Source organism: Mesorhizobium sp. M0136 (genome assembly GCF_040322515.1).
Lineage (GTDB): Bacteria > Pseudomonadota > Alphaproteobacteria > Rhizobiales > Rhizobiaceae > Mesorhizobium.
The window spans coordinates 78,369-92,106 of record NZ_JAMYTP010000002.1 but is presented as its reverse complement, the minus strand read 5'-3'; the positions used below and the strand labels follow the sequence as shown (position 1 = coordinate 92,106).

Sequence of the window (13,738 nt, the reverse complement as noted above, 5' to 3'; positions counted from 1 at the left end):
ATGACTTCGAAAATCGGAATCGATTTTCGGAACGATCATCCCTGGTCGCCACAGTGTCTTTTTGTGCATGGAGGCCATGGAGAATCGGCGATTTCAAAAAGCGTCAGCAGAACTTACCTTCTTAACGTGGAGGAAAAGCCCTGTTGCCCCGCAAAGGAGACCGACATGTCCACGATTTCAGCCAGACGCGGATTTTTCAGAAACGCTGTGAACGCGCTGATCGAAGCTCGCCAGCGCGAAGCGAGCCGGTATGTGAGCGGCGTTCTGCTTGGCTTTGATGACGAAACGCTGAAAGCTCACGGCTACGATCGCGAACAGCTGAAGAAAGCGGCGAACTCGCGCTAGGTCCGAGCGGATTCCGGCTTGCGTTGAAAGCGTCGTGCCTCAGCGCTTGAGGTGAATCGTCACCCAGCCCTCGCGGTGCAAGGTGCGGACGTGCCGGAATTTCTGGCCGACATAGGCCGCGATTACCGCATTGCGCTGGCGCTCGAGGATGCCCGACAAAACAATCGAGCCACCGAGCGCGATATGCCCGGCCATTTGCGGCGCCAGACGCATCAGCGGCCGCGCCAATATGTTGGCGACGATCAGGTCGAAGGGCGCACGCGCGGCAAAGATCGGATGATGAAAACCGGGCGCCGCTGCCGTTTCAATGAGCCCCTTGACGTGGTTCAGCCGCGCATTGGCAGCGGCCACCTTGACGGCGACCGGGTCGATGTCCGTTGCCAGCACCGGAACATGCGCGAGCTTGGCCACCGCGATGGCGAGCACCGCGCTGCCAGTGCCAAGGTCGAGCGCGTTGCGCGGATGCTCGCGCTGTATGACCTGCTCCAGCATTTCGAGGCAGCCGGCGGTGGTGCCGTGATGGCCGGTGCCGAAGGCAAGGCCGGCCTCGATCTCGATGGCGAGTTCGCCGCTGTGGCGCTTCCTGCGGTCATGCGCGCCATGGACGAAGAAGCGCCCGGCCCGTACCGGCTTCAATCCCTCCAGCGAGCGCGCCACCCAGTCGATGTCGGGCAGCGCTTCTCGCTCTATCGATTTCGACAGCGACAGTCCGGCCAGGATGTCCCTAAGCCGCGCCTCGACCGCATCGACGTCGTCGTCGGCATAGAGCGATACTTCGTGGATATCGCGGTCCTCGTCGACCTCGAGCACCGCAACCGGCAGGCCCTCATCGTCGAACGCCGCACCGAGCGCCGCGAAGATGCGATCAGCCTCGATCTTGCCCGCGGTGAAATACAAACGCGTCTGCGTCATTCCCGGATACGTCAACCTTCCGCCGCCAGCCGCTTGAGCTTGGCGATGGCGGCGTCCGGGCTTTCGCCATAGGCAATGGTGCCGGCGAAATCGCCCTTGCCGTTGAGCAGCAGCACCGAAGCGGTGTGGTCCATCGTGTAGTCGCCGTCGTTCGTGTCGACTTTCTTCCAGTAGATGCCGAAGGACTTGGCCATGGCGTGGACCTTATCGGGATCGCCGGTGATGCCGAGGATGCGATCGGAGAAATTGCTGACATACGTGTTCATGATTTCGGGCGTATCGCGCTCCGGGTCGACCGTAATGAAATAGGCATGCAGGTTCTTGCCGTCGTCGCCCATCGTCTTCAGCCAGCCGGCCAACTCGAAAAGCGTGGTCGGGCAGACTTCCGGGCAATGCGTGAAGCCAAAAAAGACGACACTGGGGTGGCCACGAAAGGCGGCTTCGGTGACCGGTGCGCCCTTCTGGTCGACCAGCGTGAACGGCGCGCCGAACGGCTCGCCGCCATAATGTCCGCGGTACCAGTCGAACGTTAGCCAGCCGATGCCAGCGGCCATCAGGACGAGAATACCGACCAGAATTGAACGCATCATCAGTGAAGTCCGTCGTCATTTCCATCGGGCGCCGGATTGGCGCCATGAAGCCCTGGCTTGGCGAACACTCTTAGCGGTTCGGTCGCGCCGACGCAAAGATGTCGCGTTGCCGCAACCGGCAATGCTGTGGGGGGCGATCTGCTTGCAAAGCGCGGCCGTTCGTCCCACCTGAGGTCGGCAAAATTCGAACCGCAGGAGGCCTCTTTGCGAAAACTGATTGGCGGCGCGTTGGCCGCATGCCTTGTCATTGGCGCTGGCGCCGCCGCCGCCGAGGAAGTCGGCAAGGTCGGCGTCGATTGGCTCGGCAACGACATCATCGTCGAGGCGATCAAGGATCCGAAGGTCGAGGGAGTAACCTGCCACGTCTCCTATTTCGACCGTGGCATGATCGACCGCCTGCAGAAAGGCAACTGGTTCGAGGACCCGTCCGATTCCTCGATCTCCTGCCGCCAGACCGGGCCGATCACCATTGGGGACATCGACATGAGCGAGGCCGGCGAGGAGGTGTTCAAGCAAGGCATCAGCCTGATCTGGAAAAAGCAGGTGGTGAACCGCATCTACGACAAGGCCAACGAGACGCTGATCTACCTCGCGCATTCGCGCCAGGTGCAGGATGGCTCGGCAAAAATGTCGGTCACCACCGTGCCGCTCTACGGCCAGAATGTGGTGTGGACCAGCGGCAAGCCGAAATAGAGACTAAAGGTGCTCCAGGGTCCTTGGCGCGTCCAAACGGATGCGCGGCGCTGCACTCGGCTTGCGAGACTATGCGCGCGGGCGTAAAGCGCCCCGCATGGACCGTCCCGAACACCTTGTCCTGAAAGATCCCGAGCCGCGCATCCATCCGACGGCGGAGCTGAAGGCGTGCAAGCTTGGACGCTATGCGGCGATCGGCGAGCGCGTCATCTTACGTGAAGTCATGGTCGGCGATTTTTCCTACTTCGAGCGGCATGCCGAGGCGATCTATACGACGATCGGCAAATTCTGCTCGATTGCCGCCAACAGCCGCATCAATGCGCTGGAGCATCCGGTCGAGCGGCTGACGCAGCACAAAATCAGCTATCGGCCCAACGAGTACTTCCGCTGGCTGGGTGTCGATCAGGCATTCCGCGACCGGCGGCGGGCGAGACCCGTCAGCATCGGCCATGATGTCTGGATTGGCCATGGCGCCGTGATCATGCCTGGCATAGTGATCGGCAACGGCGCGATCGTCGGTGCCAACGCGGTAGTGACGCGAGACGTGCCGGCCTATGCAATTGTCGCCGGCGTTCCGGCCAGGCCATTGCGGCAGCGCTTCAGCGCGGGAACTGCGGCCCGGATCGAACGTCTTGCCTGGTGGGACTGGCCGGTCGAGAAACTGGCCAGGGCAGTCCCCGACATGCAGGCCTTGCCCATCGAGGCTTTCCTCGACCGCTGGGAAAACGACGCTACCTGATCGTTGCGAGCGCGGCGTGTGCACGGTTTGACCGTGAATTCCTCCTCGCAGGGAACTCGAAGCAGTTGCCGATTGTTTCTCCCTGTCATGATCGAAAAGCTGTTCACCAGGATCGCCAACTATATCGCCCATCTTGCCGGTCTGCCGCCGACGTTTGCCGTCTGTTTCCTGATCATTGTGGTCTGGGCGGTAAGCGGTCCGGTCTTCGGCTTTTCCGATACCTGGCAACTCGTCATCAATACCGGCACCACGATCGTCACCTTCCTGATGGTGTTTCTCATCCAGAACACCCAGAACCGCGACAGCGCGGCGATCCAGGCCAAGCTTGACGAGCTGATCCGCGTCAGCAAAGCCAAGAATACCTTTATCGGCATCGAGCACCTGACCGAATCCGAGCTCGAAGAAATCCGCGCCAAATGTGAACGCGCGGCGAAGCGGCACGACGAACAGATCGCCGACATGGCCGCAGCCAAGGCGGTGGCTAAAAAGCGCAACGCGAAGAAGCACGCGGCGGCGTGAGCGAGCTTGTTGTCGGGGTTCCTGCGCGGCGGTCGCGGGATCATTCCATGAATGCCGAAAAGGCTTCCTTGTAGTCCGGGTGCCAGCGCGACAGGGCAGGGCGGTTCTCGATGATGTCGCTAATCGCCCAGGCCATGCGTTTTTCGTCCATGGACCGGGTCGCCTCGTTATCGGGACACAGGATGTAGAAATCGCCACGCAGCAGCGAGGCCAGCATGAAGTCGATGACCTGCTCGCCGGTCCAGGCGCCGGCCGGCTTTTCGGTGGCGCCTTCGGTCAGGCCGGTAAAAGTGAACCCCGGAATGAGCAGATGCGCCGCGACGTTTGCGCCGGGCTCATTGCGCAGCGCGTGTGCAAGGCCCTCGGTATAGGTCTTCACGCCAGCCTTGGAGACGTTGTAGGCGAGGTTGCCTGGCGGCGTGGTAATGCCTTGCTTGGAGCCGGTGTTGACGATCAGGCCGGGCTTTCCCGCCGCCAGCATGCGCGGCGCGAAGGCCTCGACGCCATGGACGACACCCCAGAAATTGATGTCCAGCAGTCGCTTCCAGGCGTCACGGTTCTCCCACGGCTTCCCGGGGTTGTTGCCGACGCCGGCATTGTTCATCAGAAGCGAGACGTCGCCGAAGGTGTCGAATGTCCTTTGGGCCAGCCGTTCGAGGTCGTCGGCTTTCGAGACGTCAGTGGCGACGGCAAGCACGGCGCTCTCGCCGGCGAAGGTAGCGACGGCATGTCGGGCCTCATCGAGGCGTGCGGCGCCGATATCGGCCAGCACGATCTTCATGCCCATCGCCGCCAGCCGTTTGGCCGCGGCGAGGCCGATGCCGCTGGCCGCGCCGGTGATGACGGCGACATTACCGGAGGCAAGTGCGGGCAGGGCGGTCTGGATCTCGGCGTCGGTGGTCATGATTTTCTCCTGTTCTGGCCGCGGCGAACTTAGCGCGGAAAGAGGCTCGCGCAAGCCGGTGCGACATCTTCGGGTTGACCGCGTCGGCGGGCGCTGCGCATGCTGATATCGAAAAGGAGACTGACGATTGACCGACTGGATCGAGATCCTGAAAGAACAGACCGCAACCGGCGACCAGATGAGCCGCGAAGTGCCGCAAATGCTTGCCAACCCCGACATCAGCGAAGCGCAAGTGAAAACGCTGTTTTCGGCGCTCGAAAAACAGGCCGAATTCGTCGAAAAGCTGCGCATGGCGCTGGAAAAATTCGGCCATGATTTTTCAGTGATCAAAGCGGCCGAGCGGCTGGAGGAGCGCTACGCCGACCTTGCCGCTTCGGTAGCGGAAAAGCTCAAAGAAATGCGAGGCTAGAGCCTGTTCCATTCGATAAAATTCGGTATGGGCTCTATCTTCTCATGATCTTTTCCGAAAACCGGCATCCACTTTTCGCTGACGCGGTCCTTCGGTTCGGGATCTTGGTCTGCCTATTTCTCGATTAGCCGCTCGAAGCGCCTGTCCGGCACTAGCCAGACCATCGCCACCAGGACATAGATCGAGACACCGATCCAGTGATTGACGAAGGTCAGCGCGACGGCGGCGATATAGAGGGCCAGCGAGATTTTTCCCTTGAGGTCATTGCCCAAAGCCCTGGCGAAGAGGGTTTCGCTGCCGTGCAGCCGATGCAGGGCTATGGTGAGGATGTTGAAGCCGATGGCGCAGAGCGCCAGGTCGACGCCATAAACGGCGACCGGCACCGGCGCGAAATGGTTCTCACCCATGAAGGCTGTCGTCGCCGGCATCAGCGATAGCCAGAACAGCAGGTTGAGGTTCGCCCACAGCACGCGCCCGTCGACCCGCTGCACGGTATGGAACATGTTGTGCAAATTGTTCCAGTAGATGCCGACATTGATGAAGGACAGCACATAGCTGAGGAATACCGGCCAGAGTGGCGCCAGCGCGGAAAAATCCTCGCCATGCGGCACCTTCAATTCCAGCACCATGATGGTGATGATGATGGCGACCACGCCATCGGTGAATGCCTCGACTCGTCCCTTGCCCATCAATCTCCCCTGACAATCCGCTGAAGTTAAAAGAGGATCTCGCTCAGCGCCATCGCAAAGCTGCCAAAATTGTCAGGAGCAAGTCGGGGAGGGGGAACGGCTGACGAAAAGAAGGCGTTAGGGTGTCAGATCCCGAACAGCAAAAAGGTCCGAAAAATGACTGCTCACGCTCAAGTCATGACGCGCGATTACGAACTCGGCGGGCGCGCTGCAGCGGCCGCCGTGGCCGCCATGATCGCGGCTCTTTTCGCCGGCAGCACCGCGCTGACGCCGCTTTACATCATCTACAAGCAGGTCTTCGGCTTCTCGCAGATCACTTTGACGCTGGTCTACGCCGTCTATGTCATCGGCAATCTGGCGGCGCTGCTGATGTTGGGGCGTGTATCAGATGTCATCGGGCGCCGTCCGATGGCGTTGGCCGGAATGGCGGTGGCCGTCGTTAGCGCGGTGGTTTTCCTGTTCGCCGAAAATGTCGCCTGGCTCGACGTCGCCCGAATTCTGAGCGGATTAGGAATCGGCGTCGGCGCGGGTACCGGCACCGCCTGGCTTGCCGAATTGCTCCCGACCGACGACAAGTCACAGGCGGCGACGATTGCCACCAGCACCAATTTCCTCGGTCTCGGCCTTGGTGCGCTGGGGGCCGGGTTGCTCGCCGAATACGCGCCTTGGCCGCTCAGGCTGACATTCGTCGTCTACCTGGCGATGCTCGCGACTGTAACCCTGCTGGTCTGGCGCACGCAGGAAACCGTTTCGCGGCCGGGGAAACTGGCTGACGTTTCGATGCGGCCGCGCCTTTCCGTGCCCGATGCCATCCGCGCAAATTTCGTTGCGCCGGCGGTGACCGGCTTTGGCGCAATGGCGCTGGTCGGCTTTTATGCAGCACTCGCACCGAGCATTTTGGCGCAGCAGTTGCAGGTAACCAACCATGCTGAAGCGGGCGCTCTGTTCTTTGAATTGGCGATCGTGACGGCCGCCACCATTGTAGTGACGGCACGTCTTTCGAGCCGAGCCGCGATGTTCGCGGCGCTTGCGCTGATGATTCCAACCGTCGCGCTGATTGTTGCGGCGCAGGTCTTCGCATCGATGGCCACAATGATTGCCGGGACCGCCTTGTGCGGCGTGGCGGCAGCGCTCGGTTATCGCGGCGGCTTGCAAGTGGTGAACGAGATCGCGCCAGCGGACCGGCGCGCCGAAGTTGTCTCGGCCTTCTTCATCTGCTGTTTTTGCGGCAACGCGCTGCCGGTGATCGGCATCGGCGTCCTGTCGACCATGACAAGCGCGACCGTGGCAAGCGGGGCCTTTGCCGGCATGATGGTTATCTTTTCCCTGGTGGCGCTCGGGTTCGGCGCGAAATACGCGCGCTGAGCCGGCCTTTCAGCCGTTCGGCGTCTCGGGCGAAAGATGCGCGCGCTGGCGCGGCACGCCGAGGCCGGTATCCGGCGGTTCGCCGGCAGCCGGCCGGCTTTCGAGGCAGGTGGGGAGGGGTCGCCTATTGCGACTGCAATGGCCTGGCGTTCGCCTTGCCGGCGATGCCGGTGGAGGTGGTCAGCACCCACGGTGCCCGTGACGAATTCGTCGGCGCCTTTGCGGCGGGGCTTGCGCGCGGAGACCCTGTCGAGGCGGCACTGGCCGTCGCCAATGCCGCCGCTGCCTCGCTGGTCGCAACGCCGGAGTGCGAGCGCGGGCGGATTTGAGCAAAGCCGGCCTGCCCAGTGACTGCCACGATCAGTCGCTGTCGCGCGCGATCAGCTGCAGCGGCCAGACTTCACGGATGATGCGTGCGCCTTCGGCGCCGGCGTAAGCCGGGATCGATGCCAGCAGCATTTCGGCCAGCCGCTCGCCCATCGGCTCCAGCGCCGGGCGGAAGCCGGTCAGCGCCGGCGAAAAATAGCGGCAGAGCGGGGTGTCGACGATGACGATCACCGCGATGTCATGGCCGGGCTTGATGCCCGCCTCGGCCAAAGCCTTGCAGCCGCCAAGCGCCATCGCGTCATTGTTGAAGATGATGGCGGTCGGCGGGTCCTTGGAGCGCATGACTTTCGGCGTCACCGCGTAGCCGCCGGCCTCGTTGATGAAGCCGTCGGCGATCAACTCGGGGTCGAATTCGATGCCGTGCCGCCGCAACGCCTTGCGATAGCCGGCGAGGAACAGATAGCCGAAGTTGAGATCGAGCGACGGGCGGATGGCCGCGATGCGGCGGTGACCGCGCGCGACAAGACGATCGACCGCGTCAGCCCCGGCTTTTTCGAAGTCGAGGTCGAGCGAGGGGTAGGCATCGCCGCCGGAGCGGCTGCGGCCGAGCGTTGCGAACGGGAAACCGGCCTGGGTCAGATAGTCGATGCGCTCGTCCTCGCGCCGCGTCCAGGCCAGCACCACCGCATCGGCCCGCCGGGTCTCGACGACACGGCGCAGGCGCTCCTGCTGATAGTCGCCCGGCGCGCCCATCACAACGATCAGGTCGAGTCCGCTTTCGGCGAGCTTGGCCTGCAATCCGGTCAGGAACGGAATAAAGAACGGCTCGCCATATTCCTGATCGCCCGGATGCGGCTGCAGCATGAAGGCGATCGAATGGGTGGCGCCGCGCCGCAAACTGCGGCCGGACTGGTTCGGCGAATAATTCAGCTTCTTGGCCGCATCGAGCACGCGCTGGCGTGTGTCGGCGTTGACGTCGGCGCGGCCGTTGAGCGCGCGCGACACCGTGCCGATCGAAATGTTCAGGTGACGCGCAAGGTCGTGAATGCTGGACGCCAAAGGACAGTTCTCCCCCTTGCTTGGCTAGCACCGGCTGCTCTTCAGGCCAAGCCGGCATCACGTTTTTCGCTATCGGCCGATTGACATTCTACGCCATCGGGTGTGTTCTCGTAAACGTTTACGGAAAAACATTCACGGCCCTGCCGTGAACGCCGTGACGATCGGTCTGGAGGGGCCGAGAGGGAGGAGCACTGGATGATAAATGTCGTCCTGGTCGGCTGCGGCGCGATGAGCAAGGCTTGGCTCGATGCAGTCAGGCAGATCGACGGGCTCGCCATTGTCGGCCTGGTCGATATCGATGTCGAAAGGGCGCGGGCGAGGGCGCGCGAATACGAGCTTTCGAGCGCCATCATTGGAACCGACCTCGACGCCGTGCTCGACCAAACCAGGCCCGACGCGGTATTCGACGTAGTGGTTCCCGCCGCCCGCCGCGAGGTCGCGCTTTCCGCCTTTGCCCATAATTGCCACCTGCTGACCGAAAAGCCACTCGCCGACAGCCCGGACAATGCGCGTGCCATCGTCGAGGCCGCCCGCAGCGCCGGGCGTATCCATGCCGTCGTCCAGAACCGCCGCTATGTCGCCAATGTCAGGCGCATTCGGCGCTTTCTCGATTCCGGCGCCATTGGTGCGCCAACCAGCATCCACGCGGAGTTCTTCGTCGCGCCGCATTTCGGCGGCTTTCGCGAGGAGATGCGCCATGTGCTGCTGCTCGACATGGCGATCCACACATTCGATGCCGCCCGCTACATGGTGGCCGGCGAGCCGGCCGGTGTCTATTGCCAGGAGTGGGAGCCGGCCAATTCCTGGTATCGGCAAGGGTCGTCGGCAACCGCAAGCTTCGACCTCGGCGGCGGCAAGCTATTCACCTATGCCGGCAGCTGGTGCGCGGCCGGCTTCCGCACCAGCTGGGACAGTACATGGCGGATCATCGCCGAGCGCGGCAGCATTGTCTGGGACGGCGAGGACGGGCTGAAGGCGGAAATCGTGCAGCCGGTCCGTGAAGGCCTGTTCGACCGCACCGAACCGATAGCCGTGCCGCCGCTCGACCCGGCTGATCGCGTCGGCGGCCATCTCGGCATCATCCAGGATTTCGTCCGCGCCGTCGAGACCGGCACCGAGCCGGAGACGCGCGGCGCCGACAACATCAAGAGCCTGGCCATGGTTTTCGCTGCGATCGAGAGCGCCGAGACCGGGCGCCGGGTCGCCATCGCTGCACAGGAAGGATCATGATGCCAAACCCGCTGCTCGACATCAGGATTGGCACAATGGTGCGGGCCAATCTCGACGACCCGGCCGCCTATGTCAGGCAGATCCTGCCGCTCGGCTTCGAGAGCATCCAGCCGTTCTTCTGGCAGACGCTGGGCGGCAAGGACATTCCGCGGCTGGCGGGCGAGATCCGCGAGGCGATCGGCGATGCCGATGTCATCGTCTCGTCGATCGGCGTGTTCGGCAATCCGCTGGAGAGCGGCGAGATCGATCGCGGCGTGCTCCAGGCGTGGGAAACGATCATCGACAACGCGCATCTGTTCGGCACCAATATGGTCAGCGGCTTTACCGGCCGCATTCGCGGCAAGCCGCTGCCCGACAGCCTGCCGCGTTTCCGCGAGGTCTGGGGACCGTTGGCCAGGCGTGCCGCCGACAAGGGCGTGCGCATCGCGTTCGAGAACTGCGCCATGGACGGCAACTGGGCCAGCGGCGACTGGAACATCGCCCACAATCCGGACGCCTGGGAGTTGATGTTCAACGAGTTGCCGAACGACAATCTCGGCCTGGAGTGGGAGCCCTGCCACCAGCTGGTCTATCTGATCGACCCGATCCCGCAGATCCGCAAATGGGCGCCGCGCATCTTCCACGTCCACGGCAAGGACGCGACCGTGCGCTGGGACGTGATCCGCGAACATGGCGTGTTCGGCCGCCTGCCGTTCGTACTGATGCGCACGCCGGGTTTCGGCGACAGCGACTGGACAAGGGTGATCAGCGAGCTGCGGCTGGCCGGCTACAAAGGCGCCATCGACATCGAGGGCTGGCACGACCCGGTCTATCGCGGCGATCTCGAGATCACCGGCCAGGCGCGTGCGCTGGATTATCTCCAACAATGCCGGGGAGGCGCGAGCTACCTGCCGAACCCGGTGTGAGAACTCGGCCGGCGGGAGGTGCCGGCCAGCGAAAGATTGCGGCCCCTTGCCGAAGCGATCGTCAAAACCCCTCGGCTAGCGAGGGAACAAAGGGAGGATAAGTGCATGAGCATTACGATGAGAAGGACAGTTCTGCGCTCGACCGTCGCGGCGGCCGCGATGGCGCTCGCCGCCGCACTCTCGACCTTGCCGGCGCAGGCGCTCGATGCCCAGTGGTGCAAGGATGTCCATATCCGCTTCTTCGTCGGCGGCGCCGAGGGCGATGCCTTCGGCACGATCGTCTATAATGGTGCCAAGCAGGCGGCAGCCGATCTTGGGCCGAAGGTCGACTACATCTTTTCCCAGTGGGATGTCGAGAAGATGGTGCAGCAATTGCGCGAGGCTGTCGCGGTCAAGCCCCAAGGCATCGCCATGATGGGCCACCCCGGCGACGCCGCGATCATGCCGCTGGCCGAACAGGCACACAAGGACGGTATCAAGATGATGTACCAGAACGTGCCGGTGCCGACGGTCACGGCGGCGTTCGGCGGCGGCTATGTCGGCGCCCAGCAGGAGCAGCAGGGCCGCGCGCTCGGCGCCGAGGCGGTCAAGCTGGCCGGGCTCAAGGCCGGCGACAAGGCGATCATGATCGGCCCGTTCGAGAACGAGAGCCGCGGCGCGCGCGAACGCGGCACAGTCGCCGCGCTCAAAGAGGCGGGGGTCGAGGTCATCCAGCTCTCCTCGCCGCCGAGCGGCGAGTGGGCTTCCGATCCCAACCTGGCCATTCCGGTGATCACCGCGGCACTGCTCAACAATCCCGACGTCAAGGCAGTTGGCTATCCCGGCGGGCAGATGCTGGGCAACGTACCGACTTACATGCAGGCGGCGGGCAGGAAGCCGGGCGACATCTTCAACTTCGGCTTCGACACCAGCCCGCAGATCGTAGAGGGCTTCAAGGGCGGCTGGGTGCAACTGACGGCCGACCAGCAGCCGTTCCTGCAAGGCTACCTGCCGATCCTCAGCCTCTGCCAGCAGGTGGTGCTCGGCCTTGCGCCGATGAATGTCGACACCGGCGCCGGCTTCGTCACGCCACAGAATTACGAGATCGTCGCCGAGCTCGCCAAGCAGGCGCTGCGCTGACCTCCCAAGCCGTCGGCCGGGATCGAGCCCGGCCGGCGGGACCGCCGGCGAAAAGGCCGGCACGCGACAATCAAGTGAGGATCGCCATGGCCGAACGCATCATCGAACTGCGTGACATCAGCAAGTCCTATGGCCAGGTCTATGCGCTGGGCGGGGTCAATCTCAGCGTCGACCGCGGCGAGGTGGTTGGCCTGATCGGCGATAACGGCGCCGGCAAGTCGACGCTGATCAAGATCCTGTCCGGCGTGGTCAAACCGACCAGCGGCGAGATTCTCGTCCGCGGCAAGCCGGTGACCGGATGGAACCCTGCGCGCTCGCGCGACGCCGGCATCGAGACCGTGTTCCAGGACCGGGCGCTCGCCGTGCAGCAGACCATCGTGCGCAACATCTTCATGGGCCGCGAGCTCACCGGCTGGCTTGGTTGGCTGAAGGTCGACAAGGAGATCGCGGAGGCGAGCCGGCTGATGCGCGAGATCGGCTTCACCTCGAAAGTGTTCACGCCACAGTCGATCGTCGGCCAGCTCTCGGGCGGCGAACGCCAGGGCGTGGCGATCGCGCGGGCCATCTATAAGAAGGCGGAGCTGATAGTCCTCGACGAACCGACGACCGCGCTATCGCTGACCGAGACCGCCAAGGTCTTCCACTTCGTGCGCCAGGTGCGGGCGAGCGGACGCTCGATCCTGTTCATCGGCCACAATATTCACCACGTCTTCGACATCGCCGACCGGTTCGTGGTGCTCGACCGCGGCAAGGTCGCGCTCACCGCCGACCGCAGCGAGGTCAAGTCGGCCGAAGACCTGATCAACTTCATGGAAGACGTCGCCCACCCCAGCGGATTGCCGGGGTTGCACGACGTGGCCGATGCGGGGAGGGCGGCACGATGAGCAAGACCATGGAACCCGATCTGCAGAGCCCCCTCGGCGGCACGCATGGCGAAACCGCGGGGAAAGAGTGGCGACACCCGTCCGACAATTGGCTGCGCGGGTTCATCCTCGACAACCGCGCCGCACTCGGCACGTTGGCCGTGTTCATCGTTATGATGGCGGTATTCATGATCGCCAATCCGACGGTCTTCACCACCTGGTATCTTTACAGTTCCGTGCTGACCACGCTGCCGGTGGCCTTGTTCGTAGTTGTGCCGCTGGTCTTCGTCGTCACCTGCGGCGAGATCGACCTGTCGTTTCCGGCGACGATGGGCTTTGCCTCATGGGTGTTCGCGCTGGTCGTGCAGGCCGGCTACGACCCGTTCCTCGGCATCGCCGCCGCAATCGTCACCGGCATGCTGCTCGGCTTCCTGGTCGGCTCCCTGGTCGTCTATGGCGGGTTGTCGTCGCTGATCGCCACGCTCGGCATGAATTTCCTGCTGCGCGGCCTGATCCAGATCATCAACGAGGGCAGGTCGACGGCACTGACCGGCCTTGCCGACAGCTGGGCCTACAAGATCTTCTCCAGCCAGCTTTATGGCATTCCGGTGCAGATCTTCTGGGCCATCGCCTTCGTCGTGCTGTCGGCGCTGCTCTACAACCGCCATCGCTTCGGCGCGCAGGTCAAGGTGGTCGGCGACAATCCCGACAGCGCCCAGCAGATGGGCATCGACGTCAAGCGTGTGCGGGTAAAAGTGTTCGTCTTCGTCGGCATCGGCGCTGCGATCGCCGGCACGTTTTCGGTAATGATCAACTTCACCTGGTGGCCGACGGCCGGCGACGGCTACCTGCTGCCGGTGCTGGCATCGGTGTTCGTCGGCGGCACGCCGACCTGGGGCGGCATCGGCACGGTGGTCGGCGGCGCGATCGGCGCGGTCACGGTCTCGTTCATCCAGACCGGCGTCGTCGCGGCGGGACTGAGCGGCTTCTACGTCCAGTTCTTCAACGGGCTGATCATCATCCTGTCGCTGCTCGGCCATAAGTGGAACCAGGCGCGGTATCGGTGACCG

At 63.5% G+C, this 13,738-nt stretch carries 17 protein-coding genes; 12 read left to right on the top strand and 5 right to left on the bottom strand.

Annotated features, from left to right (window positions below):
* Nucleotides 1-345 (top strand): hypothetical protein, encoded by a 345-nt coding sequence (locus NKJ35_RS02320; RefSeq protein ID WP_352644689.1) that lies wholly within the window; start codon nt 1-3, stop codon nt 343-345.
* Nucleotides 346-384: 39 nt separating this feature from the next.
* Here NKJ35_RS02320 and NKJ35_RS02315 read toward each other — a convergent pair whose 3' ends face one another.
* Both NKJ35_RS02315 and NKJ35_RS02310 read right to left on the bottom strand, forming a co-directional pair.
* The gene (locus NKJ35_RS02315; protein ID WP_352644688.1) at nt 385-1,257 is read right to left on the bottom strand and encodes a 50S ribosomal protein L11 methyltransferase; all 873 of its coding nucleotides are present in this window, start codon (nt 1,255-1,257) and stop codon (nt 385-387) included.
* An 11-nt stretch (nt 1,258-1,268) separates the two neighbouring features.
* A complete protein-coding gene (locus NKJ35_RS02310) occupies nt 1,269-1,847 on the bottom strand; it encodes an SCO family protein (protein ID WP_352644687.1) in 579 nt (192 codons plus the stop codon).
* A gap of 204 nt (nt 1,848-2,051) precedes the next feature.
* Between NKJ35_RS02310 and NKJ35_RS02305 the strand changes: the two genes are divergently transcribed.
* The 3 genes from NKJ35_RS02305 (at nt 2,052) to NKJ35_RS02295 (ending at nt 3,798) form a co-directional block, all read left to right on the top strand.
* Nucleotides 2,052-2,540 (top strand): CreA family protein, encoded by a 489-nt coding sequence (locus NKJ35_RS02305; RefSeq protein WP_352644685.1) that lies wholly within the window; start codon nt 2,052-2,054, stop codon nt 2,538-2,540.
* Nucleotides 2,541-2,637: 97 nt separating this feature from the next.
* The gene (locus NKJ35_RS02300) at nt 2,638-3,279 is read left to right on the top strand and encodes a DapH/DapD/GlmU-related protein (RefSeq protein ID WP_352644683.1); all 642 of its coding nucleotides are present in this window, start codon (nt 2,638-2,640) and stop codon (nt 3,277-3,279) included.
* Between the two features lie 87 nt (nt 3,280-3,366).
* Nucleotides 3,367-3,798: a low affinity iron permease family protein gene (locus NKJ35_RS02295; protein WP_254819100.1), complete on the top strand. Its 432-nt coding sequence runs from the start codon at nt 3,367-3,369 to the stop codon at nt 3,796-3,798.
* Between the two features lie 40 nt (nt 3,799-3,838).
* Here NKJ35_RS02295 and NKJ35_RS02290 read toward each other — a convergent pair whose 3' ends face one another.
* Nucleotides 3,839-4,702, bottom strand: coding sequence for an SDR family NAD(P)-dependent oxidoreductase (locus tag NKJ35_RS02290; RefSeq protein ID WP_352644681.1), 864 nt, complete (start codon nt 4,700-4,702; stop codon nt 3,839-3,841).
* A gap of 127 nt (nt 4,703-4,829) precedes the next feature.
* Between NKJ35_RS02290 and NKJ35_RS02285 the strand changes: the two genes are divergently transcribed.
* Nucleotides 4,830-5,111, top strand: coding sequence for a hypothetical protein (locus NKJ35_RS02285; RefSeq protein ID WP_023721174.1), 282 nt, complete (start codon nt 4,830-4,832; stop codon nt 5,109-5,111).
* A gap of 113 nt (nt 5,112-5,224) precedes the next feature.
* On the opposite strand, the gene NKJ35_RS02280 is transcribed toward NKJ35_RS02285, so the two are convergent.
* A complete protein-coding gene (locus NKJ35_RS02280) occupies nt 5,225-5,800 on the bottom strand; it encodes a TMEM175 family protein (RefSeq protein ID WP_352475354.1) in 576 nt (191 codons plus the stop codon).
* A gap of 156 nt (nt 5,801-5,956) precedes the next feature.
* Between NKJ35_RS02280 and NKJ35_RS02275 the strand changes: the two genes are divergently transcribed.
* Both NKJ35_RS02275 and NKJ35_RS02270 read left to right on the top strand, forming a co-directional pair.
* Nucleotides 5,957-7,165, top strand: a complete 1,209-nt coding sequence (locus NKJ35_RS02275; RefSeq protein ID WP_352644679.1) for an MFS transporter — start codon at nt 5,957-5,959, stop codon at nt 7,163-7,165.
* Entirely contained in the window at nt 7,153-7,494 is a 342-nt protein-coding gene (locus NKJ35_RS02270; protein ID WP_352645035.1) for a PfkB family carbohydrate kinase, read from the top strand. Before NKJ35_RS02275 ends, NKJ35_RS02270 begins: the two co-directional genes overlap by 13 nt.
* Before the next feature lie 31 nt (nt 7,495-7,525).
* Here the strand turns inward: NKJ35_RS02270 and NKJ35_RS02265 are convergent, their stop codons facing one another.
* Complete coding sequence (locus NKJ35_RS02265; protein ID WP_352475350.1) at nt 7,526-8,551, bottom strand: LacI family DNA-binding transcriptional regulator; 1,026 nt, start codon at nt 8,549-8,551, stop codon at nt 7,526-7,528.
* 195 nt (nt 8,552-8,746) lie between these two features.
* Between NKJ35_RS02265 and NKJ35_RS02260 the strand changes: the two genes are divergently transcribed.
* From NKJ35_RS02260 to NKJ35_RS02240, 5 genes are all read left to right on the top strand, one after another.
* The gene (locus tag NKJ35_RS02260; protein ID WP_352644677.1) at nt 8,747-9,781 is read left to right on the top strand and encodes a Gfo/Idh/MocA family protein; all 1,035 of its coding nucleotides are present in this window, start codon (nt 8,747-8,749) and stop codon (nt 9,779-9,781) included.
* On the top strand, nt 9,778-10,686 hold the full coding sequence (locus NKJ35_RS02255; protein WP_352644675.1) for a sugar phosphate isomerase/epimerase family protein: 909 nt from the start codon (nt 9,778-9,780) through the stop codon (nt 10,684-10,686). The genes NKJ35_RS02260 and NKJ35_RS02255 overlap by 4 nt, the downstream gene beginning before the upstream one ends.
* 105 nt (nt 10,687-10,791) lie before the next feature.
* Nucleotides 10,792-11,805: a substrate-binding domain-containing protein gene (locus tag NKJ35_RS02250; protein ID WP_352475347.1), complete on the top strand. Its 1,014-nt coding sequence runs from the start codon at nt 10,792-10,794 to the stop codon at nt 11,803-11,805.
* A gap of 86 nt (nt 11,806-11,891) precedes the next feature.
* The gene (locus NKJ35_RS02245) at nt 11,892-12,689 is read left to right on the top strand and encodes an ATP-binding cassette domain-containing protein (protein ID WP_352644674.1); all 798 of its coding nucleotides are present in this window, start codon (nt 11,892-11,894) and stop codon (nt 12,687-12,689) included.
* Nucleotides 12,686-13,735 (top strand): ABC transporter permease, encoded by a 1,050-nt coding sequence (locus tag NKJ35_RS02240; protein WP_352644672.1) that lies wholly within the window; start codon nt 12,686-12,688, stop codon nt 13,733-13,735. The genes NKJ35_RS02245 and NKJ35_RS02240 overlap by 4 nt, the downstream gene beginning before the upstream one ends.
* Nucleotides 13,736-13,738 lie beyond the last annotated feature (3 nt).